Here is a 22563-nt window from a genome sequence, read left to right on the forward strand (position 1 = left end):
ACCTTCCAGGGGCTGCCATGCGCGTCGATCCCAACACCATCTTCCACCAGCCTTCCTTCGGCAGGCAACCCTTGAGCACCAGCGCCGCATGGCTGGCCCGGATCACGCGCTGGGCCGGGCCCTACGTCAGCCTGGTGCAGATGCTTGTGATCGGGCTGGTGCTGCTGTCGCTCTCGCGCCTCGGGCTGATGGCCTGGCAATGGGATCGCGTATCCGCCACCGGCATCGCCGGCACCATGCTGGTCCAGGGCGTGCGCGCCGACCTGATCCTGATGGGCTACCTGTTCGTGCTCCCCCTGGTCCTGGCGCCCTTCCTGGCTTACCGCAAGACGCAGCGCGCCTGGCGCATCCTGACGGTGGTCTGGGCCGCCTGTGGACTGATCTTCGTGGTGTTCATGGAGGTCTCGACGCCGCAATTCATCATGCAGTACGACGTGCGGCCGAACCGGCTGTTCGTCGAATACCTGTCGCACCCGCGCGAAGTGGGCGCCACCCTGTGGAACGGCTTTCGCATCGCCCTGCTGCTGGGCGTGGGCGCGACCATCGTGCTGGGCGTGAGCCTGCTCCGCCTCCTGAAGGCCGCTTCCACCGGCGCCGGCCTGTGGTCCGCGAAGAAGCTGCTCCTGACCTGGCCGCTGATCGTGCTGGTGGTGTTCTTCCAGATCCGGTCGACCACCGCCCACCGCCCGGCCAACCCGGCGCTGTTCGCCCTGACCAAGGATGCGATGGTCAATTCGCTGATCGTGAACTCCCCCTGGTCGGTGCTGGACGCGATCAATTCGATGGGCAAGGAAGCCAAGTCGTCCGAGATCTATGGCAAGCTGCCGCGCGAGACGGTTTTCGCTCAGGTGAAGGCGGCGCCGTGGCTGAAGGACCACCAGTTCCCGAACGCCGAACTGCCGACCTTGCACCGCCAGCTGGCGGCCGTCCAGCGCGCCAAGCCGCTCAACCTGGTGATCGTGCTCGAGGAAAGCCTGGGCGCGACCTTCGTGCAGTCGCTGGGCGGCCTGCCGGTCACTCCGGAATTGGAAAAGCTGAAGGGTGAAGGCTGGTGGTTCGAGCAGCTCTACGCGACCGGCACCCGCTCGGTGCGCGGCATCGAGGCCGTGATCGCCGGCTTCCCGCCGACGCCGGCGCGCAGCGTGGTCAAGCTCTCGCTGGCGCAGCAGAACTTCTACACCCTGGCCGCTGGCCTGGGCCAGCAGGGCTACCACACCGAGTTCGTGTACGGCGGCGAAGCGCACTTCGACAACATGCGCAGCTTCTTCACCGGGAACGGCTTCCAGAGCGTGGTCGACCAGGCACAGATGAAGCCGAAGTTCGTGGGCAGCTGGGGCGCTTCGGACGAAGACCTGTTCGATAAATCGCTGGAGCGCCTGAAGCACCTGCATGGACAGGGCAAGCCTTTCTTCAGCCTGATCTTCAGCTCCTCGAACCACGAGCCTTTCGAATTCCCGGATGGGAAGATCAGCCTGCACGATCCGGCCAAGCAGACCGTCAATAACGCGGTCAAGTACGCCGACTTCGCGCTCGGCCAATTCATCCGCGAAGCCAAGAAGCAGGAGTACTGGAAGGATACGGTATTCCTGATCGTGGCCGACCACGACAACCGTGTGTACGGCAACAGCCTGGTGCCGATCAAGAAGTTCCACATTCCCGGGCTGATCCTGGGAGCGGACATCCAGCCGAAGCGCATCGCGACCATCGCCAGCCAGGTGGACCTGGGACCGACCCTGCTGTCGCTGCTGGGCGTGTCGAGCGAGCACCCGATGATCGGACGCGACTTCGCGCGCGACGACGCGACGCCGGGACGGGCGCTGATCCAGTTCAACGATTACTTCGCGTGGCTCGAGGGCGAGTCCGCGACCATCCTGCGGCCGGGGCAGGCGCCGCTGCTGGCGAAGTACGAGGCGGCCAGCGGCAAGGTCGACTTCAATGCAGGGACGCCAAGCAAGGCGCAGGTGGAGCAGGCGATGGCGCACGTGATGCTGCCGTCGCTGTTGTATCGCGAACAGCGTTACCGGTTGGGAAAATAGTTACACTGTGCTTCGTCATCCCCGCGAAGGCGGGGATGACGTTTTTCGACTAATGGTGAGTGCAGAAAGTTACTTCTTGCACTCACAAAAATCCGACCCCCGATCGAACACCACCCTCCACTTCCCCGGCGCTTCCAGCCGCCAGATCGAATTGAAGCGCCCGATCTTCTTCCCGCTGCGGTCGTAGATCGGCCCGCCGCTATACGCCAGCGTCCCCGAGTCCACCACCTCCACCTCTTCCGGCTCCCACGAGAACGGCGCTGCAGGCTTGTCGAAATACTTGCGCCAGCCCTGCGCCACGGCCTGCTTGCCGCGCAACGCGCCCTCGCCGGACATGAAAATGGCCTCATCCGCCACGAAGCGGGTAAAACCCTCGAAATCGCGTGCCTTCATGGTCGCGGCAAAAGCCCGTTCGCTATCCGCCACCTGTTTCCTGAGGTCCTCGTGGGGCCCCCGTGCACTGCTGCCCGTCGCCGCCAGCATGAGACAGGCGGTCAGCAGAGAAATCGTACGTAGACGCATGGACAAATCCTTTTCGATTTGGCAAGTTTGCGATTCTGTCACGGTACCACACACTTGACAACCACCGGTTGCAAAGCCTCCAAAAACGGAGTATAAAGACTCCATATTCGGAGGAACCATGAGCCTAGCCTATTCATACCCCAAGAGCCGATTCGAGCCGGCCGTGCTGGTCGACCTGAATTCGAAGGCCGAGCGCGAGCGTTTGTCGCGCTCGGCCTTGAAGGGCTTCTTCAAGCTGGCCGGGGCCTGGCAGCTGCGCGAGGACGATGCGCGCGAACTGCTCGGCGGCCTGTCCTCGTCCTCGTACTACGACTGGAAAAAGAACCCGGACCGGGTGCTCGAAGTCGACCGCATCACCCGCATTTCCTATTTGCTGGGCGTCTACAAGGCCCTGCACATCCTCTACGGCGACAAGCTTGCCGACGAATGGATCCACCTGCCCAACACCAATCCGGTCTTCGCCGGACGCACTCCGCTAGCCTACATGCTGGCCGGCGGCCTGATCGCGATGCAAACGGTACGCAAACTGCTGGACGCGCGCCGCGGAGGGTTGTGAGTGACCCTGATTCCCAAACTCACTCCGCTGCGCCAGTTCGATACCTGCCGCCTGATTCCATCCCGCTTCGCCGACCTGGAAGATTCCGTCCTCGCCCCGCTGGCCGAGGACGACGACATGCTGCGCGACCTGTTTGATCTCGACAACGCCACCAACGAGCGCCTGCGCGGGGAATCCGGCCTGCTGCCCGGGATCGGCATGGACGAGCTGGTGTTCGGCGTGCCGAACTTCCGCATCATCAACGCCGCCTTCACCTATGCGCGGCCCGAGGGCAGCCGCTTCAACGACGGCGAGCGCGGCGCCTGGTATTGCGCTTTCGCCGCCGAGACCTCGCTGGCCGAGGTTATCTTCCACAAGACGGTCGAGTACCACGAGATCAACCGCTTCGACGACAGCGTGACCTACCAGTGCCTGCTGGCCGACTTCGGCGCGCCCTTCCACGACCTGCGCGGCATCGCGGCCTACGAGGATTGCCTGGACCCGCGCAGCTACGTGGCGTCCCAGGCGCTGGCCGCCGAACTGCTCGACACGGGTTCGATGGGCGTGATCTACCCGAGCGTGCGCCATCCCGGCGGCACCTGCCTGGCCTGCTTCCGGCCCGCACTGGTGGGCAATGTTCGCAAGGCCCAGACCTATCGGTTAACATGGCGGGGTTCGCCGCAGCCCGCGGTGGAGATCCTGAGCTGAGCCATGAAGACCAATCCCGAAAAAGACACCGAACTGCACGACAAGATCAACCGCGAGACCGGCCGCGTCAAATGGAGCGAACTGGAGCGCCACTTCGCCAGCGGCTCGGTGGTGTATGTGAGCGAGGAGCTGGACCTGATCGACGTGGCGCTGCGCATCGCGCACGACGACAAGGAGAGCATCACGCAGTGGATGCAGTCGGGGAAAGTGGCCAAGGTGAGCGACCAGCAGGCGCAGACCTGGACGGCGGCGGATGCGACGCTCTGGGCGTCGGTGGTGAGTCCGTTTGTGCTGGTGCAGCCGGAGAAGAGGCAGCTTCACTGAGCAGGGCAACTTGGGCGGAACAATGCCAGTGGCATTGTTCCGGCCTCCGCCGGGATGACGTGCACAGGTCGCGTACTGTCGCTAATTCCGTCAGTCCGCAGTTCTACAACGTCATCCCGGCGAAGGCCGGGACCCAAGTTTTCCAAGCAAACCGCTAACGCGAAACCTCACCCCGGTGCGTCAACGCATGCGCCGCCCTCCGCATCAGCTGCGCCGCCTTGACCGGATCCGGCTCCATCAAGGCCAGCTGCTGCCACGCCTCCGCGCAATCCAGCTGCGCCGCAGCCTCCAGCAGCCGCCGTGCCTCCGCCTCGTCGCGCGCCACCCCATCAGCCGCCAACAACATGTTCGCCAGGATGAACATCGCCTCCGGCACCTCGCGCCGCGCCGCCACGCCCAGCCAGTGCGCCGCCAGCGCCGGCTCGCCATTGCTGCGGTAAGCCAGCCCGCGCCTTAGCGCCGCGTCGCCCTCGTCGCCATGCTGGGCCGCCGCCGGCTGCGCCAGCACCAGCGCCGCCATGGCCATCACGATAAAACGCTTCATTTCGACAGATCGATCACGTACAGCGCCGTGCCCTTGCCGCGCCCGTCGTCCGGCAGGACCTGGCTGACATTCTGCAGCCCCGCCTCGTGCGCCAGCCCGATCATGCCCGGCGCCGAATGGAACACCACCGGCCCCGCCGTCTTCACCGGCGCGAAACGCCAACTGCGCGCGGCGCCATGCGCGGCGCGGGTCAGCTGCCTGGTTGCCTTGATGTAGGCGATCAAGACGTCGCGGCTGTTGTCCGGCGAGGCGATCACGGTCTTGCTGCCGTCCAGGCCGGGGAAGTTGCCGCCGCCGCTGGCACGGTAGTTATTGGTCGCCACCAGGAATTCCTGCGCGGCGTCGATCCGCTTGCCGCGCCAGCTCAGGTTGCGGATGCGCTCGCCGGGCGCCCGGGTAACGTCGATCTCGTAGCTGACGTCGAGGCTGGTGATAGTGTCGAAGTTATAGCTCGGTACGGCCAGGTTCACCAGTTCCTGCGGCTCGGCCTTGCCCGGGTCGATGGTGTTGAAGCGCTGCGCCGCCTTTTCCAGCCAGGCCTTGAGCTGCGCGCCATCCACCTTTACCGCGTACAGGGCGTTCGGATACAGGTAGAGGTCGGCCGCGTTGTTGAGCGCCAGTGCGCCCGCCTTCACGTCCGTGTAGTCCGACGGTCCCGCCACCCCGCTCTTGAAAGGCGCCGATACCGACAGCACCGGCAGCCTGGCGTACTGCGGCAGGTTGGCCGCGACGTACTTCGCCACATACGCGGTCTGCGCCTGGTTCACCACCTGAATCGCCGACACATCGCCGACGTCGGCGAAATAGGTCGACATGCGGAAGGCGGTGCTGCCGACCGGCGTCTTGACGTAGTCGATGGTGGCCTCGTGCTCCGCCTTCACCAGCGCCAGCACTTCCGGATCGGCATCGACGAAGGACTTGGCGCCGGTCTGGGCGGCGCGCGCCTGCACGAAGGTCTTGTCCTTCTCGACCTGCCAGCGCTTGCCGTCGTGCTTCAGGTGCAGGCCGATCACGCCCAGGTGCTTGCCCCACAGGTTGGCCATCACGGTCGGCACGCCGTGCACGAAGCCGCGCGCCTTGTCCACGCCCGGCAGGTTGAACTGGGCGACGGTGCTCTCAGCGTTCGGGAACAGCTGGTGCGAGTGCCCCAGCAGCATGGCGTCCACGCCCGGCACTTGCGCCAGGTAGTAGTTGGCGTTCTCCATCGTGGGCGAATAGCGGCTTGCGTCCAGCCCGCCGTGCGAGATCGCCACCACCAGCTCGGCGCCTTTGGCGCGCATCTCGGGGATGTACTTCTCGGCCGCCTCGCGCACACCCTCGGTGTAGACGCGGCCTTCGAGCCAGCGCTTGTCCCAGGACATGATAGTCGGCGGCGCGAAGCCGATGATGCCGACCTTGACGGTCGCGCTCACCGGCTTGCCGGCGCCGTCCACACCGGTGATCTTCTTGTCGATGATGCGGTAAGGCGCGAACAAGGGCTTCCCGGTCTTGGCGCTGTAGACGTTGGCCAGCACCACCGGGAAGGCCGGCCCCGCGCACTTCTTCCCGGCCTTGACGCCCTTGACCTCGAAACGGCTGCCGGTCACCTGGCCCAGGTAGGCCAGGCCGTAGTTGAACTCGTGGTTGCCGACGCCCGCGCCGTCGTAGCCGAGCTTGTTCATGATCTTGTATATGCCGAGCGTCTCGCCGCAGCCGAGCGGCTTGACCAGGGCCTGGTAGTCGGCCAGCGCGTTGCCCTGGATCGTATCGCCGTTGTCGAGCAGGAGGGTGTTCGGGAATTCCTTGCGCGCCTGCGCGATCAGGCTGGCCGTGCGGTCCAGGCCGAACGAGGGCTCGGGCGCCAGTTTGTAGTAGTCGTAGCCCACCACGTTCGCGTGCAGGTCGGTAGTTTCCAGGACGGCCAGCATGGCGCTTGCGCCTGCCAGTTTCGCCGTCGCGGGCGTGGCCGACCAGGCGGCGCCGGAGGCGCCCAGTACGACGGGAATCAGGAACAAAGTGGGGAAACGCATGGCGGAGAGCAATCAATGGCAAACGCCGCATGATACGCAGGGCCTCACCATGCATCAAGGGCAAGCCTCGGCCAGGCCCTTCTCTGTCGGCTTTCTTTACATGCATACAAGAAGCGCCGAGCGCCTGGATTCGATGGGGAAACTACCCAAAAGGCCGACTCGCCACCCTTGCTGCATGAAAAGTTTATTAACTTTGTGTCGGTTGTCTTTACACGGATGACAACTTTACTCGTCCTTCCATGGTGATTTCCGGTAGGCACGATTAATGCTCTGTTTCCGCGCTGAACGACCAACATGGCGTTCTGTCCACGGGTATGTCCCTAACAATTCTAAAGAGGTTTCCATGCATATTTTTCGGTTGCTGTCCCGAAATATTAGTTGCGCGCTGCTCGCCGCGGCCGCCTGTGCCGCCCCTAGCGCAGGCGCGGCCACCATTTCCGTCGCCTCGTCCGCCTCGCAAGTCGCGCTCGGCCAGAGCTTCCGCGTCGACTTCCGCATCGCCGGCTTGAGCGCCGCGCAATACGACTCGCTGGGCGGCTTCGATCTCGACGTGCTGTTCGACACCAGCGTGCTCGAATTCGCCGGCTTCAGCTTCCTCGACGCCGCGGCCAGCAGCAACCAGCTCGACCTCCCGGAACCCGGCTCCTTCGGCTTCTTCGGCGACGCCAGCGCTGCCGGTGGCACCATCGACGCCTATGGCGTCTCGGGCAACAGCTCGGCGGTCCTCGACGGCGGCCAGGCCGGCGCCTTCCGCTTCCTGTCGCTGGACTTCAAGGCGCTGGCCGCCCATGCCGGCACCGCGATCCAGATCGATCTCGCCGACCCGAACCTGCTCTTCCTCGACAGCGGCGCCGGCCTGCTGGACACGAACTACAGCACTGCGCGCGTGCAGGTCGCCATCGGCCAGACCGCTCCGGTGCCGGAACCCGAGACCCTGGCCCTGCTCGGCCTCGGCGCCCTCGGCCTGGCCGCTGCCCGCCGCCGCAAGGCCGGCGGCGCCCTGCTTGCCGCCGCCATCCTGGCCGCCGGCCCCGCCACCGCCCAGACCTCCGCACCGGCGCCCAAGGCGGCCCCGGCGGCGCAAGCCTCAGCCGGCACGCCCGTGAGCGGCGAGGTGGTCGAAGTGCGCGGCAAGCGCGTCCTGCTGCGCCTGGCGAGCGGCGAATCGCGCTGGGTGTCGTCCACCCAGGAACTGAGCCCGGCGGACGTCGGCAAGAAACTCAGCGCCAGGCTCGCGCCGCGCGGCGACGCCGTCGTCATGAGCGACATCACGTTCACCAACTGACCGCCACGGAGCCCACCATGCACAACGCCATCAAAGCGCTTCTGCTGCCCATCGCGGCCGGCCTGCTGCTGCCGCTCTCCGCGCAGGCGCAGAACTCGTCGCCTTTCACCCCGCCCGAGGAAAAGCTCGGCACCTACGTCGTCAATTCCGGTTCCGGCCTGGACACCGGCTGCAGCTACCGCAGCGAGGGCCCGCTGCGCATCAGCATCACGATTCCGAAGCTGGTCAACGACACCCAGCTGAACGCGGACGGCACCCTCAAGGACGCGGCCAAGCTGGTCGCCAACGGCGTGCTCTCGGCCCAGTTCGCGCTGCGCTTCCCGGTCTACGACATCGACGACAAGGCCGCCACCGACGGCACCTACCAGCCCGAGGTCGACCGCGTCTCCTTCAACGGCAAGTTCAAGAAGACCCTGGGCGGCTTCGACGGCACCTGGACCGACGACACCATCATGATCCCGATCGAGGAACTCAAGTTCGGCCAGCCGAACGAGATCCGCATCGACATCGACACCGCCAACAGCGACGAATACTGGTGCATGGCGGTCGACTGGGTCTCGGTCGAATTCCACGCCGCGGCGCCCTACATCCTCCAGCACGGCATCTCGGCCGGCGCCGACACCTGGGACGAAGCCTCGGCCAACGGCGTCATCCGCGCCCTCGAGGACCGCGGCGTGCTGTTCGAGCGCTTCTCGCTCGGCGCAGGCCAGGGCGGCAACGGCTCGGTGGCCGCCAACGCGGCCGAACTGCGCACCCGCATCGACAACTTCCTCAAGCCGCTCAAGGCCAAGCAGGTGCACGTGATCGCCCACAGCAAGGGCGGCCTGGACACCCAGGGCCTGCAGGCAATCGGCCCCGAGTTCGAGATCCTGTCGCTGTCGACCCTGTCCACGCCCCATCTGGGCAGCGTCGCCGCGGACATGTCCATCATCCAGAAGACCAAGGCCGACGACAAGATCAACTCGGGCCAGGACCCGAACGGATTCGCCGACGCCTACATCAGCACCTGGACCTTCGGCCAGGGACCGCAGCTGCCTGGCCTGGCGGACCTGACCACGGGCGCCGCCACCACCGCGCTCTCGCTCGGCCTGCGCGGCAACATCCCCAACACCTATACCTACGGCGCCAACGCCGACCTGAACGGGGATAACGACCTGACCCAGCCGGAATCCGACCCGCTGTTCCCGTCGATCGCCCACTACGCCGCGCGCCGCGCCTGGCTCGTGCTGCGCGACTTCCAGTCGGCGCCGATGACCCTGACCACGGTCCCCGGCCGCCTGTGGGGCACGCGCACGGTCCTCACCTACGACACCATCCTGGCCCCGGCTCCCCAGGCCAACGACATCGTGGTGACCCTGCGCTCGGCCCACCCCGGCTACGGCACCCCGCTCGGGAACAATGCGGCGAACCACAGCACGGTCAAGAATGGCCTGAATGTGAACCGCATTCTCGACCTGACCATCCCCCTGAATTAAGCGAGGCCCAGATGAAGATCTTTAACATGACCCAGACCGGCGCCCAGCGTCCGGCCCTGATCCTCGGGTGGCTGCTCGCGCCGTTGTTCCTGCTGCTGATGCTGCTGAGCGGCCGCGCGCTGGCGCAGACCGTGCCGGTGGCGCTCAACCTGCCGGCGACGGTCACCGGCGACATCAACGCCGGCGCCACCCGCCTGGACATTCCCTTCGCCCTCAGCGGCGCCGACAGCCTGTCCTTCGACCTGATCGTGCCGGTCGACGGCGCCGTCTTGACCCTGGTCGACCCGAATGGCGACGTAGTGCTGGGCGCCGGCGACCCGCGCCTGAGTTTCCACCCGGGCTCGGAGCGCACGCCGGCCCTGCCGGGCGGCGTGTTCGTCGCCGAAGCCATCGCCGCGCCCGCGGACGGCACCTGGACCCTGCGCCTTACCTTCCCGGCCGCGCCCGGCCCGACCGTGGCCCTCGGGACCATCATGGCCCGTTCGCGCTACCAGGCCGGCATCGCGATCGAGCGCACCACCCTGCTGGCGGGCGAAGACGTCTCGGTCGGCATGGTGGTGCTGGACAACGGCGCGCCGATCACCGGGCTAAGCCCGTCGATCGCGATCGGCAGCGGCCAGCCTGGCGCCGCCCAGACCGGGTATGACGACGGCAAGACGCCGGACGGCCGCGCCGGCGACGGCGTCTACAGCGTCGACTACACCTTCGCCACCCCGGGCCTGTACGACATCCTGGGCACGGTCACGATCCCGACCCCGAAAGGTCCCGTGCTGCGCACCGCCGCCTCGCAGGTGAACGTCGTGGCGCCGCAGTTGAGCGCGCGCGGCATCCGGCTGGAGACCATCGGCGGCGTGAATGCCTGCGTCGCCACCCTGCGCGCGACGGTCGACGTCGATGTGCTCAAGGCCAGCCGCTACGCCAGCCTGATGCGCCTGGTGGCGCCGAACGGCAAGAGCATCGACGCCCGCAGCGCCAAGGACATGGGTGTCGGCCCCGGCACCCTGGTGGCGAATTTCAGCGCCGCCGACATCAAGGCCAAGCTGGGCGTCGACGGTCCTTACACGCTGGCCCAGGTCGATGCGCTCGACGTCGGCGGCAGCGAGATCGCGCTGGCCTACCGCAAGCGCGAAGCCGGCGCCTTCTCCACCACCCTGGCCAATCTGTGCGCGGATGCGATCGAACTCAAGCCGCAGCTGACCGTGACCCCGGTGCTGCAGGACGGCTACATCGCCTCGTTCAACGCTTCCTTCCCGGTCACGGTGCGCAATGCCGGCTTCTACCAGATCTCGTACAAGGTGATCGGGCGCAATGGCGACATCGGGCTGGTGAACGCCTCGCGCAGCCTGTCGGCGGGCGTAAACAACGTCTCGATGAACTGGGCCTACGATGGCTTCCAGGGCGTGGACGGTCCTTACCGCGCGATCTCGCTGCTGGTGGTCGGCGGCGGCAGCAGCGCGCGCCTGGGCGACATCGGCGCCAGCCAGGCCTACGAGCGCTGGCAGTTCGTGCCCAAGAAGGCGGGTGACCTCGACAACGACGGCGTGGTCGGCGCCGGCGACGTGGCGATCATCAACCAGTACCGCGGCCTGCGCGCCCTGGTGCCGGGCGACCGCCGCGACCTGAACCGCGACGGCCTGATCGATATCCGCGACGCACGGGCCGCCCAGACCATGCGTTAAGATGGGGGCATGAATAGTCGGGTGAGAATCGGATGAGATACAGGAACCGGCCCCTGCTGGCCGCGGCGCTGACCGCGGCCTATTTCGGCGCCGCCATCGGGGCGGTCGCCAGCTTCAACCTCGGCTTGCCGCCCTGGCTGGAGCAGGCGCTCTCCCTGCTGGCGGCGCCGGCCGTCCTCCTGTTGCTCGTTTGGAACCCCGTGCTGCGGCCTCTCGGGCTGCTGCACGGGGAAGCCGTCGCCCTGCCCAAGGGCTGGGTCTGCGTCTTGCTGGTCCTGCTCTACGCCGGGCTTGTCTATTTGATCACCCTTCTTCTCTCCCGCCGCAAGCGTCCATAGCACACTGGCTGACAGGCGTCCTAAGGTATAATCCTGGGTTCGATCCAACTCATACCCACACTTAGCCGCCATGGAAGCTGAACGCATCAACGCCCTCTCCGCCCTGCTGAACGACCTGACCAGCCGTGAAGCCGAACTTCGGAGGTATCTTTGACTTCGATAAGAAGTCGGAGAAACTAGAACAGGTCAACCAGGAACTGGAAGACCCGAGCATCTGGAACGACCAGAAACGCGCCCAGGAAATGGGCAAGGAAAAGAAGGCGCTCGAAGGCGTCGTCCTGACGCTGGAAAAAGCGCGCGCCGACTTGCTTGATGCCGCCGACCTGTTCGAGATGGCGCGCGAAGAAGGCGACGACGACACCCTGCAAGCGGTGGCCGGCGACGTCGATGGCATCCAGAAGATCATCGAGGCGATGGAATTCCGCCGGATGTTCAGCAACCCGATGGACCACGCCAACTGCTTCATCGACATCCAGGCCGGTGCCGGCGGCACCGAGGCCCAGGACTGGGCGTCGATGCTGCTGCGCCAGTACCTGCGTTACTGCGAGCGCAAGGGCTTCAAGGCCGAGGTCATGGAACTGTCCGAGGGCGAGGTCGCGGGCATCAAGACCGCCACCATCAAGGTCGAGGGCGAGTACGCCTACGGCCACCTGCGCACCGAGACCGGCGTGCACCGCCTGGTGCGCAAGTCGCCGTTCGACTCCGCCAACGGCCGCCACACCTCGTTCACCTCGCTGTTCGTCTATCCGGAAGTCGACGAATCCTTCGAGATCGAGATCAATCCGGCCGACGTGCGCATCGACACCTACCGCGCATCGGGCGCGGGCGGCCAGCACATCAACAAGACCGACTCCGCGGTGCGCCTGACGCACGCTCCGTCGGGCATCGTGGTCCAGTGCCAGAACGACCGCTCGCAGCACCGCAACAAGGCGGAAGCCTTCGACATGCTGCGCGCCAAGCTGTTCGAACTCGAGCTGCGCAAGCGCATGGCCGAGCAGCAGAAGCTGGAAGACTCCAAGACCGACGTCGGCTGGGGCCACCAGATCCGTTCCTACGTGCTCGACCAGTCGCGCATCAAGGACCTGCGCACGGGCTTCGAGACCGGCAACACCAAGAACGTGCTGGACGGCGACCTGGACGACTTCATCTCGGCCTCGCTCAAGCAGGGCATCTAAGATGAAGCACGCTGCACGCGCCTTCGTGTTCGACATGGACGGCACGATCGTCGACAACATGGCCTTCCACACGCGTTCGTGGATCGCCTTCTTCGAGCGCCGCGGCCGCGCCATCGATGCGGACGAATTCTTCCGCACCACGGCCGGCCGCCAGGGCAAGGAGATCATCCGCGCCCACATGGGCGAGCATCTCGAGGACGACGAAATCGCGACGCTCAACCACGAGAAGGAAGCGGTGTACCGCGAGCTCTACCTGCCGCACCTGCGGCCGGTCGACGGTTTCGAGGACCTGATCGCCACCGCCAGGGCCAGCGGCACGAAGCTTGCCGTGGCGACCGCGGCGCCGCCGGCCAACATCGAGTTCACGCTCGACGGCCTGGACCTGCGCCGCCATTTCGACGCCGTCGTGGGCGCCACCGACGTCGCGCGCGGCAAACCGCACCCGGACGTGTTCCTGGAAGCGGCCCGCCGCTGCGGCGTCGCGCCGGAACACTGCATCGTGTTCGAGGACGCGCCCCTGGGCCTGGAAGCGGCGCGCCGCGCCGGCATGCGCGCGGTGGTGCTGACCACCACCCTGCCCGCGGCGAGCTTCGCCGAATTCGACAATATCGTGGCCATCGTCAACGACTTCTCCGAGCTGGACGTTGACAGCCTGTTCGCCCGAACAATTTAAAAAGAATCCATCCATCATGACTACGGAAAACCAAGAACAGGCGCCGATCGTGGCCGCCGACGATAACAAGATCATGGCCGAGCGCCGCGCCAAGCTGGCCGCGCTGCGCCAGCAGGGCAATCCCTTCCCGAACGACTTCGTCCCCCAGGACAAGGCGGCCAACCTGACCGAGGAACACGGCGGCAAGAGCCGTGAGGAGCTGGAAGCGTCGCCGGTGGCCGTGGTCCTGGCCGGCCGCATGATGCTCAAGCGCGAAGCCGGCAAGAAGGCCGCGTTCGCGACCCTGCAGGATTCGTCGGGCCCGATGGCCGATGGCCGCATCCAGATCTACGTCACCCTGGACAACGCCGGCCTTGATGCGATGGAAGCCCTGCACCACTACGACCTGGGGGACATCCTGGGCGTGGAAGGCACCCTGTTCAAGACCAAGACCGACGAGCTGACCGTCAAGGTCACCAAGCTGCGCCTGATCGCCAAGTCGCTGCGCCCGCTGCCGGACAAGTTCCACGGCCTGGCCGACCAGGAGACCAAGTACCGCCAGCGCTACGTCGACCTGATCATGAACGAAGAGACGCGCCGCACCTTCAAGGCGCGTACCGCCGCGATGTCGTCGATGCGCCGCTTCATGGAAAAGCACGGCTTCATGGAAGTCGAGACCCCGATGCTGCACCCGATCCCGGGCGGCGCCGCGGCCAAGCCTTTCATCACCCACCACAACGCGCTGGACATGGAAATGTACCTGCGTATCGCGCCTGAACTCTACCTGAAGCGCCTGGTGGTGGGCGGTTTCGACCGCGTGTTCGAAATCAACCGCAACTTCCGCAACGAAGGCGTGTCGGTCCGTCACAACCCGGAATTCACGATGATGGAATTCTATGCGGCCTACACCGACTACAAGTGGATCATGGACTTCACCGAGCAGGTGATCCGCCAGGCCGCGGTCGACGCCCACGGCAGCGCTGTCCTGAGCTACGGCGGCCGCGAGCTGGACCTGTCCAAGCCTTTCCAGCGCCTGACCATCGTCGAAGCGATCGACAAGTACGCGCCGGGCTATACCCCGGAGCAGCTGAACTCGATGGACTTCCTCAAGGAAGAACTGCTGAAGTTCGGCGTCAAGCCTTTCGCCACTTCGGGCCTGGGCGCGCTGCAGCTGGCGCTGTTCGAAGAGACCGCGGAAGCCCTGCTGTGGGAACCGACCTTCATCATCGATTACCCGGTCGAAGTGTCGCCGCTGGCGCGCGCTTCGGACAGCCGCGAAGGCATCACCGAGCGTTTCGAACTGTTCATGGTGGGCCGCGAGATCGCCAACGGCTTCTCGGAGCTGAACGATCCGGAAGACCAGGCGGCGCGTTTCCTGTCGCAAGTGGCCGCCAAGGACGCGGGCGATGAAGAGGCGATGTATTTCGACGCGGATTACATCCGTGCGCTGGAATACGGCATGCCGCCGGCGGGTGGCTGCGGGATCGGCATCGACCGTCTCATGATGCTGATTACGGACTCGCCGAATATCCGTGATGTGCTGCTGTTCCCGCACCTGCGCAAGGAAGACTGAGAATCAGGTATGGCCGCCGTGGCGGCCAGGTGAACAGGCGGACGTGCAAAGCACGCCCGCCTTTTTTATTGTGTGAAAACCGACAGCACTTCCGTCCCCCACCACCCTAAAGACCGTCATACGCGCCACTGGCGCCTACGACGGTTTTGGGGACGGTGGTACTGAAAGCGTCGACGATTATTGGACGATGGTGTAGCACGGGATATATGCCTTCCCCGGCAACTTCATCCTGCTCTGCTCCACGAACGACGCCAGCAAGGCATCCATCGGCCCCATGATCGCGCTCTCGCCCTGGATCTCGTACTTCCCGTATTGCTCGATCGCGCGAATCCCCTCTTCCTTCACATTCCCCGCCACCACCCCGGAGAACGCGCGGCGCAGATTCGCCGCCAGCATGTGCGATTCCTGCGCCCGGTGCAGCTTCAGGTTGCGCATGTTCTCGTGCGTCGGCCGGAACGGACGCTGGAACTCGTGGTCGATCCGGAGGCGCCAGTTGAAGTAGTAGGCGTCGCTGTGCGCCTTGCGGTACTCGCGCACCTGCTTGATCCCCGCCTGCATCTCGCGCGCCACGGCGTCCGGGTCGTCGACGATGATCTTGTAGCGCCGCTGCGCCGCCTCGCCCAGGGTCAGGCCGATGAAGTGGTCGATCTGCGTGAAATACTCGCGCGCCGTGGCCGGGCCCGTGAAGACCAGCGGGAACGGAATCTCCGCATTTTCCGGATGGAGCAGGATGCCCAGGATGTACAGGATCTCTTCCGCCGTGCCGGCGCCGCCCGGAAACACCACGATGCCGTGGCCGGTGCGGACAAACGCCTCCAGGCGCTTCTCGATGTCCGGCATGATCACCAGGTCGTTGACGATCGGGTTCGGCGACTCGGCCGCGATGATGCCCGGCTCCGAGATGCCGAGGTAGCGGCCGCCGCCCAGGCGCTGCTTGGCGTGGCCGATGGTCGCGCCCTTCATCGGGCCCTTCATGGCGCCCGGTCCGCAGCCGGTGCAGATATCGAGCTCGCGCAGGCCGAGCGCGTAGCCGACCCGCTTGGTATATTCGTACTCCACCCGGCTTATCGAGTGGCCGCCCCAGCACACCACCAGGTTGGGATTGCGCTGCGCCTGGAAAACGTTGGCGTTGCGCAGGATGTGGAAGACCGCGTCCGTGATGCCTTCGGTACGGGTCATGTCGAATTTGGGGTTGTCGGTGACGTCGAAATGCACGTACACGATATCGCGCAGCACCGCGAACAGGTGCTCGTGGATACCCTTGATCATCTTGCCGTCGACGAAGGCGTGGGCGGGCGCGCCGCGGATGTCGAGCTTGATGCCGCGCTCGCGCTGCAGGATGCTGATGTCGAAGCTGGCGTAGCGCTCCATCAGCTCCTTGCCGTCATCGATGTCGCTGCCGCTGTTCAGGACCGCCAGCGCGCACTTGCGAAAAATGTCATACAGGCCGGCCTTGCTGGTGTCGAGCAGCTTGGCCACCTCCGCCTTGGACAGCACTTCCAGGCGGCCTTCCGGGGAAATAAGCGTATCGACTACATCATGGGTCATGGTGTTCTTTTCCTTTTCTCTTCTGTGAAACGAGCCACTGAGGGACAGGCCTGATAGGCAATATACGCCAAAGTGCAACATTTTGCCTCCCTCGCGCCTCGGCTCCGTGCGCCTGCCTGCGCGCGTATTAACACAACTGGAAAAAAATCGCTTGAGCTGACAGATATGCACTAGAATGCGTGCCTATTGGAATTATCGGCAAGCCGGTTCTCCATACAACCAATCATCGAGACAAACATTATTTCGGGAGGAACCGCATGAGCGGTGCAGCTACTTCACCTGCCAAGGGACCTATCCCAGAATTCAAGCAGTTCATGGGCCATCCAGCTCCGCTGTGGATGCTGTTCATGACTGAATTCTGGGAACGGTTCGCTTTCTACGGCATCCGTTGGGCCCTGGTGCTTTACATCGTCGCTCAGTTCTACGGCGGCGACGCCGTCGGCCAGGCCGACGCGAACCTGACCTACGGTTCCTACCTCGCGCTGGTCTACGCCGGCGCCGTCTTCGGCGGCTATGTGGCCGACCGCGTCATCGGCTACCAGCGCTCAATTCTCGTCGGCGCCGTCTTCATGGCGGCCGGCCTGTTCATGATCACCATCCCGAGCCAGGACGTCTTCAAGCTCGGACTGGCGACCATCATCGTCGGCAACGGCATGTTCAAGCCGAACATCTCGGCCATGGTCGGCCAGCTGTACGCCATCCATGACACCCGCCGCGACTCGGGCTTCACCATCTTCTACATGGGCATCAACGCCGGCGCCTTCATCTCGCCGATCCTGACCCAGCAGCTGGCGCAGAACGTGTTCAACACCGGCGATACTCCGGCCTACAAGATCGTGTTCTTCGCTTCGGGCGTGGGCATGCTGTTGTCGCTGGTGTGGTTCTACTTCGGCCGCAAGCAGCTCAAGGGCATCGGCGCACCGGTCGGCGAACTGGCCAGCCCGAAGCGCCTGATCGGCGTGGTCGTCGGCTCGCTGGTGGTGATCCCGGTCGTCTACCTGCTGCTGCAGGCCGGCGCCGCCAACCTGCAGATCGTGCTGACCGTGCTGTTCATCATCCTGGCCCTGATGCTGATCGTCGAAGGCGTGCGCGAAGGCGCCGTCTCGCGCGACAAGACCATCGCCATGATGATCATCTTCTTCTTCAACATCCTGTTCTGGTGCTTCTTCGAGCAGGCCGGCAGCTCGTTCACCTTCCTGGCCGAGCAGATCGTGAACCGCGACTTCGGCGACGGCAAGATCTTCCCGGTGGCCTGGTTCCAGTCCGTAAACTCGATCGCCATCATCGTCTGCGCACCGATCATCGCCGCCATCTGGGTGGCCCTGGGCAAGCGCAACACGAACCCGTCGATCCCGCGCAAGTTCGGCCTGGGCATCATCTTCAACGGCCTGGCCTTCGGCCTGCTGATGTATGCGCTGACCCAGCTGATCAACGACCAGGGCAAGATCCCGTTCTGGACCCTGTTCATGGTCTACGTGATCCAGTCGATCGGTGAGCTGTGCCTGTCGCCGATCGGCCTGTCGATGGTCACCAAGCTGGCTCCGACCCGCCTGGTGGGCCTGGGCATGGGCGGCTGGTTCCTGTCGACCGGTATCGGCAACAACCTGTCGGGCATCTTCGCCTCGCACGTGTCGGGCGAGTCCGGCATGTCGGTGGCCTCGGCGCTGGACGGCTATACCTTCGGCTTCTGGATCCTGCTGGGCGGCGGCGTGCTGCTGTTCCTGATCGCTCCGCTGATTCAGAAACTGATGCACGGCGTGAAGTAAAAGATCGTCGCTTCAAATGAGAACGGCAGCCATTCGTGGCTGCCGTTGTTGTTTGTGGTTGCGGTGCGAACTTGGGTCCCGGCCGAGGGGAACGCCGAGTCCCCCTCGGCCGGAACCCAAGTTTGCACACACGGCCCGCAGCTCATCCCTTCTCCAGCGACGCCCGCATCTCCTCCATCTCGCCGACCATCCACGCCCTGAACCGCTGCACCTTGAGCATATGTTCCTTGTGCGGATTCACCAGGAACTTGTACCCATTCGCAAACGGCGCACTGCGCGCCGGAATCTGCCTGAGCGCCCCCTTCACGATATCCTGGAAGGCGATCCCGTAGGGCACGAGCGCCACGCCCTGCCCGGCGACCGCCGCCTGCACCAGCACACCCCAGTGGCTGTACCCGCGCGAGAAGTCGTACTTGCCCTTCAGCGCCTTGTTCTCGTTGAGCAGCTGCAGCCAGGCCTCGGGCGACTGCTCCACCAGCAGGCGGCAATGCGGCAGATCGGCCAGGGTCAGGCCGGCCTGGCCGGGCGCCAGCAGCTCGGGGCTGTACACCGGCACCAGGCGCTCGCGGAACAGCACTGAGGGGTCGCCCTCGCGCACCGGCCCGTAGCGGATCGCCACGTCGGTGCTGTCGGCGTGCAGGTCCACCGGCGCGTCGTTCGAGTCGATGCGAATGTCGAGCTCCGGATACAGCTTGGTGAAGCGGTGCATGCGCGGCACCAGCCACTTGATCGCGAACGAATGCGTAGTCGAGATCCGCAGCACCGATTCCTCGTCGCCGCGCTGCAGCGCCGCCACCTTGGCGCGCAGATCGCCCAGCATGCGCCCGGTGGCGATCGCCAGTTCCTGGCCTTTTTCGGTCAGCGAAATGTGGCGCGGATGGCGCACGAACAAAGGAAAGCCGACGTTTTCCTCGAGCTGCTTGACTTGCTGGCTGACCGCCGCCGGGGTCTTGTGCAGCTCGCGCGCGGCCAGCTTGAAACTGCCCCAGCGCGCCGCGCATTCGAAGTCGATCAGGCCCGACAGGCTGCGCAAAGGCTTCATACCGCCTCCATGCATAAGAATTTCTTATTCAATACCTGTACTTTTTCTAGGTTGAAGGGATTAACTACCAGAAAATACAATATAGCCCATCACACAAGGAAAAGTCATGCCCAAGAATATATTGGTGATTGGTGGCACCCGCTTTTTCGGCAAACTGCTGGTGCAGCGCCTTCTTCTGGCCGGTCACCGTGTGACAATCGCAACACGGGGCTATGCGCCCGATCCTTTCGGCGGCCGCATTACCCGCGTGCGCGTCGACCGCCGCAATGAATCCGCCATGCGCGCCGCCTTCGGCGCCAGCCGTTTCGACATCGTCTACGACCAGATGTGCTATTCGCCGCTCGACGCGGCGATCTCCGTGCGCGTCTTCGGCGGCCGCGTCGGGCGCTACGTGATGACCTCGACCATCGACGCCTACCGCGAACTGGAACCGCTCGGCCGCCCGTTCGCGGAACGCGACCTCAATGTCCACGCCCAGCCCATCGACGCCGGCTACCCCTGGCACGATCCGGCGCGCGCCGTCGAGAGTTATGTGGATGGCAAGATCCAGGCCGAGGCCTACCTGTACCGCGACGGCAGCCTGCCCGTGGTGACGGCGCGCCTGGCCCACGTGCTGGGCGGCCCGGACGACTTCACCGGCCGCCTGGCCCACTACGTCGACCTGGTGCGCCTGCGCGCCGCGCTGCCGTATTCGAACGCCCAGGCGGATGTCTCCTTCATGCAGGCCAAGGAGGCGGCCAATTTCCTGGTGTGGGCGGGCGAACAAAGCTTTACCGGGCCGGTGAACGCCGCCGCGGACGGCCCGCTGTCGGCGTTTGCCCTGCATGCGCGCGTGGCCAAGGCGCTCGACGAGGATGCCTTCCCGCGCCAGGCGGCGCAGGTGGCGGCGCCTGGGGTCCTGTCGCCCTTCGATTTTCCATCGGCGCTGGTGCTCGATACGAGCCGCGCGAAGGCGCTGGGCTACCGCTTCGGGCATACGAACGACTGGATTGATGTGGTCATTCGGCAGCACGATCTGGCTTACGTTTGAACTCGGGTCCACACAGCATATAAAAAAGCCGGCTTTCGCCGGCTTTTCCTTTATTTCTTCTCAGGCTTTTCCCGCGCCACCCACCACAGCAGGAGGATGATCGCCGCATACGGAATCAGGGTCAGCACATTCGCCTGCGCCCCCGCGAAGAACGGATTCGACGCTTCTGCCCACTTCGTCATATCGCTGTCGAAGCTGGTCAGCACGCCTGCCGTGATCGCGATGATGATGCCCGCCAGCGCGCCGCCCGCGATGTAGCCCGAGGCCAGCAAGGTGCCCGAACTGCGGTCGCCCGCCGCCTGGCACTGCTCCGGCGTGAGCTTCTCGTACTGCGGCAGCGTGTTGTTGCGGCGGTCCACGATCCAGCGCAGCAGGCCGCCGATCGCGATCGGCAGGGTCGACACCAGCGGCAGGTAGACGCCCACGGTGAAGGCCAGCGAGGCGATACCCGCCATCTCCAGCACCAGCGAGATCATCACGCCGAACAGCACCAGGGTCCATGGCAGCTCCTGGTCCAGGATGCCCTTGATGATGTAGGACATCAGCACCGCCTTGGGCGCATCGTATTTCTTGACTTCGGTGCCGTCCGGACGGGTCTTGTGGGTGCCGTTGATGCCCGGGTCGACCAGGTAGACGACCTTGCCGTCGTCGCCCACCAGGTACTTGCCGGCGGGGCCGCCCACGGTATCGGTCTTCTGCCAGACCTTGTAGGTGTTCCTGTCGCCCTCGGCCTGCGGACCTTGCAACTGCGCGGTCTGGGTCAATGTCGCGGCGTCGACGCTCAAGCCGGGCGCCACCTGGGCCGCCGGCACATACACGGTGCCCGCGTCGTTCAGCTTCAGCAGGATCGGCCCCAGGATCAGCGCCGACGCGAAGGCGCCGCACAGGATCGCATACTGCTGCAGGCGCGGAGTCGAGCCGACCAGGAAGCCGGTCTTCAGGTCTTGCGAGGTGGTGCCGGCATTGCTGGCGGCGATGCAGACGATGGCGCCGACCGACAGCGCAGTCACGTAATACTGGCCGCCGGTCCAGCCCATCACCAGGAAGATCAGGCAGGTGAACAGCAGGGTCGCCACCGCCATGCCCGAAATCGGGTTCGAGGACGAACCGACTTCGCCGGTCAGGCGCGAGGACACGGTGGCGAACAGGAAGCCGAACACCAGGATCAGCAGCGCGCCCAGCAGGTTCATGTGCAGCGGCGTGGCCACGGTGATGATGGCGATGATGGCCAGGCAGCCGATCACGACCCATTTCATCGGGATGTCGCGGTCGGTGCGCAAGGACGCGTCGCCCGAGCTGGATTTGCCCATGCCCGACAGGCCGGAGCTCAGGCTTTTCCAGATCATCGGCATCGAGCGCACCAGCGAAATCAGGCCGGCCGCGGCCACCGCGCCGGCGCCGATGTAGAGCACGTAGGCGTTGCGGATGTCGTCCGGCGACATGTCGCGGATGAGCGTCGTCCCCGGCGACAGCGGCACGGTCAGCAGGTCACCGAAGAATTTGATCATCGGGATCAGGAGCAGATAGGACAGCACCCCGCCCGCCGCCATCGTGAACGCGATGCGCGGGCCGATGATGTAGCCCACGCCCAGCAGTTCGGGCGAGACTTCGGCGCCGGCCGAGCCGCCCTTGAGCGGCGCGCCGAATTCGAAGTTGACGGTGTCCTTCCAGCCCTTGAGCGACACGCTCAGGGTCTTGTACAGCAGGCCCACGCCAAAGCCCCCGAAGATGATGGCGGCGCGGCGCTTGGCGTCCCTGACGGCGTCGGAATCCGACTCCAGGGCTTCGCCCGCGGCTTCGCGCGAGACGTTGGTGGCGGCCGCCTTGAGGACTTCGGCGCAGGCGGTGCCTTCCGGGTATTTCAGTTCGCCGTGCTTGTCGACGATCATGGTGCGGCGCATCGGGATCATCATGAGGATGCCCAGCAGGCCGCCCAGCACGCCGACCAGCATGACGCGCGAGATTTCCAGGTCGAAGCCGAGGATCAGGATCGCCGGCATGGTCACGCCCAGGCCGAAGGCCAGCGATTCGCCGGCCGAACCGGCGGTCTGGGTGATGCTGTTTTCCAGGATGGTCGACTCGCGCGCGCCGAACTTGCGCGCCATGCCGAACAGGGTGATCGCAATGACCGCGACCGGAATCGAGGCGCTGACCGTGAGGCCGACCTTGAGCACCAGGTAGAGAGAGGACGCCCCGAACACCATGCCCAGCACCACGCCCATGATCAGGGCGCGGACGGTCATTTCGGGCAGGCGGGCGGTGGCCGGGATGTAAGGCTTGAATCCTGGCGGATTCGGATCGTAAGGCATCTGCGGGTTTCCT

At 65.2% G+C, this 22563-nt stretch carries 19 protein-coding genes; 13 read left to right on the forward strand and 6 right to left on the reverse strand.

Annotated elements, in window-relative coordinates; genetic code table 11:
- Positions 1 to 17 precede the first annotated feature (17 nt).
- On the forward strand, positions 18 to 2036 hold the full coding sequence (locus tag KBW95_RS09810) for an LTA synthase family protein (RefSeq protein WP_229429651.1): 2019 nt from the start codon (positions 18 to 20) through the stop codon (positions 2034 to 2036).
- A 69-nt stretch (positions 2037 to 2105) separates the two neighbouring features.
- Here the strand turns inward: KBW95_RS09810 and KBW95_RS09815 are convergent, their stop codons facing one another.
- A complete protein-coding gene (locus KBW95_RS09815) occupies positions 2106 to 2558 on the reverse strand; it encodes a DUF4440 domain-containing protein (RefSeq protein ID WP_211522654.1) in 453 nt (150 codons plus the stop codon).
- 118 nt (positions 2559 to 2676) lie between these two features.
- Here KBW95_RS09815 and KBW95_RS09820 point away from each other — a divergent pair, with 118 nt between their 5' ends.
- The 3 genes from KBW95_RS09820 to KBW95_RS09830 are packed head-to-tail and all read left to right on the forward strand — an operon-like array spanning position 2677 to position 4125.
- Positions 2677 to 3114 (forward strand): MbcA/ParS/Xre antitoxin family protein, encoded by a 438-nt coding sequence (locus KBW95_RS09820; RefSeq protein ID WP_211522653.1) that lies wholly within the window; start codon positions 2677 to 2679, stop codon positions 3112 to 3114.
- Complete coding sequence (locus KBW95_RS09825; RefSeq protein ID WP_211522652.1) at positions 3115 to 3801, forward strand: RES family NAD+ phosphorylase; 687 nt, start codon at positions 3115 to 3117, stop codon at positions 3799 to 3801.
- Between the two features lie 3 nt (positions 3802 to 3804).
- Positions 3805 to 4125, forward strand: a complete 321-nt coding sequence (locus tag KBW95_RS09830; protein WP_211522651.1) for a DUF2288 domain-containing protein — start codon at positions 3805 to 3807, stop codon at positions 4123 to 4125.
- 154 nt (positions 4126 to 4279) lie between these two features.
- Here the strand turns inward: KBW95_RS09830 and KBW95_RS09835 are convergent, their stop codons facing one another.
- Together KBW95_RS09835 and KBW95_RS09840 are read right to left on the reverse strand one after the other, a co-directional pair.
- On the reverse strand, positions 4280 to 4669 hold the full coding sequence (locus KBW95_RS09835; RefSeq protein WP_211528128.1) for a sel1 repeat family protein: 390 nt from the start codon (positions 4667 to 4669) through the stop codon (positions 4280 to 4282).
- Entirely contained in the window at positions 4666 to 6678 is a 2013-nt protein-coding gene (locus KBW95_RS09840; protein WP_211528129.1) for a bifunctional 2',3'-cyclic-nucleotide 2'-phosphodiesterase/3'-nucleotidase, read from the reverse strand. Before KBW95_RS09840 ends, KBW95_RS09835 begins: the two co-directional genes overlap by 4 nt.
- A gap of 343 nt (positions 6679 to 7021) precedes the next feature.
- Here KBW95_RS09840 and KBW95_RS09845 point away from each other — a divergent pair, with 343 nt between their 5' ends.
- The 7 genes from KBW95_RS09845 to lysS all read left to right on the forward strand — a co-directional run bounded on the left by KBW95_RS09845 (position 7022) and on the right by lysS (position 14855).
- Positions 7022 to 7963: a cohesin domain-containing protein gene (locus KBW95_RS09845; protein WP_211522648.1), complete on the forward strand. Its 942-nt coding sequence runs from the start codon at positions 7022 to 7024 to the stop codon at positions 7961 to 7963.
- Positions 7964 to 7980: 17 nt separating this feature from the next.
- On the forward strand, positions 7981 to 9438 hold the full coding sequence (locus KBW95_RS09850; protein ID WP_211522647.1) for a triacylglycerol lipase: 1458 nt from the start codon (positions 7981 to 7983) through the stop codon (positions 9436 to 9438).
- 11 nt (positions 9439 to 9449) lie between these two features.
- The gene (locus KBW95_RS09855; protein ID WP_211528130.1) at positions 9450 to 11117 is read left to right on the forward strand and encodes a choice-of-anchor X domain-containing protein; all 1668 of its coding nucleotides are present in this window, start codon (positions 9450 to 9452) and stop codon (positions 11115 to 11117) included.
- Between the two features lie 32 nt (positions 11118 to 11149).
- A complete protein-coding gene (locus KBW95_RS09860; RefSeq protein WP_211522645.1) occupies positions 11150 to 11455 on the forward strand; it encodes a hypothetical protein in 306 nt (101 codons plus the stop codon).
- A 70-nt stretch (positions 11456 to 11525) separates the two neighbouring features.
- Positions 11526 to 12630, forward strand: a protein-coding gene (prfB, locus tag KBW95_RS09865; RefSeq protein ID WP_211522644.1) for a peptide chain release factor 2 whose coding sequence is annotated in 2 segments (ribosomal slippage) — positions 11526 to 11606 and positions 11608 to 12630 — 1104 coding nt in all. Because the reading frame shifts where the segments join, the coding sequence is not laid out codon by codon here.
- A 1-nt stretch (position 12631) separates the two neighbouring features.
- A complete protein-coding gene (locus KBW95_RS09870) occupies positions 12632 to 13303 on the forward strand; it encodes an HAD family phosphatase (RefSeq protein ID WP_211528131.1) in 672 nt (223 codons plus the stop codon).
- Positions 13304 to 13319: 16 nt separating this feature from the next.
- Positions 13320 to 14855, forward strand: coding sequence for a lysine--tRNA ligase (lysS, locus tag KBW95_RS09875; RefSeq protein WP_211522642.1), 1536 nt, complete (start codon positions 13320 to 13322; stop codon positions 14853 to 14855).
- A gap of 177 nt (positions 14856 to 15032) precedes the next feature.
- Here the strand turns inward: lysS and ppnN are convergent, their stop codons facing one another.
- Positions 15033 to 16403, reverse strand: a complete 1371-nt coding sequence (gene ppnN / locus KBW95_RS09880) for a nucleotide 5'-monophosphate nucleosidase PpnN (RefSeq protein ID WP_211528132.1) — start codon at positions 16401 to 16403, stop codon at positions 15033 to 15035.
- 257 nt (positions 16404 to 16660) lie between these two features.
- Between ppnN and KBW95_RS09885 the strand changes: the two genes are divergently transcribed.
- Positions 16661 to 18169: a peptide MFS transporter gene (locus KBW95_RS09885; RefSeq protein WP_211522640.1), complete on the forward strand. Its 1509-nt coding sequence runs from the start codon at positions 16661 to 16663 to the stop codon at positions 18167 to 18169.
- A 142-nt stretch (positions 18170 to 18311) separates the two neighbouring features.
- Here the strand turns inward: KBW95_RS09885 and KBW95_RS09890 are convergent, their stop codons facing one another.
- The gene (locus KBW95_RS09890) at positions 18312 to 19211 is read right to left on the reverse strand and encodes a LysR substrate-binding domain-containing protein (protein ID WP_211522639.1); all 900 of its coding nucleotides are present in this window, start codon (positions 19209 to 19211) and stop codon (positions 18312 to 18314) included.
- A 106-nt stretch (positions 19212 to 19317) separates the two neighbouring features.
- On the opposite strand from KBW95_RS09890, the gene KBW95_RS09895 reads away from it, so the two are divergent.
- Positions 19318 to 20241: an NAD-dependent epimerase/dehydratase family protein gene (locus KBW95_RS09895; RefSeq protein WP_211522638.1), complete on the forward strand. Its 924-nt coding sequence runs from the start codon at positions 19318 to 19320 to the stop codon at positions 20239 to 20241.
- 50 nt (positions 20242 to 20291) lie between these two features.
- Here KBW95_RS09895 and KBW95_RS09900 read toward each other — a convergent pair whose 3' ends face one another.
- Positions 20292 to 22550, reverse strand: coding sequence for an OPT family oligopeptide transporter (locus KBW95_RS09900; RefSeq protein WP_211528133.1), 2259 nt, complete (start codon positions 22548 to 22550; stop codon positions 20292 to 20294).
- Positions 22551 to 22563: the final 13 nt, after the last annotated feature.

It is taken from the genome of Massilia sp. ZL223 (assembly GCF_018119395.1).
GTDB lineage: Bacteria > Pseudomonadota > Gammaproteobacteria > Burkholderiales > Burkholderiaceae_D > Telluria.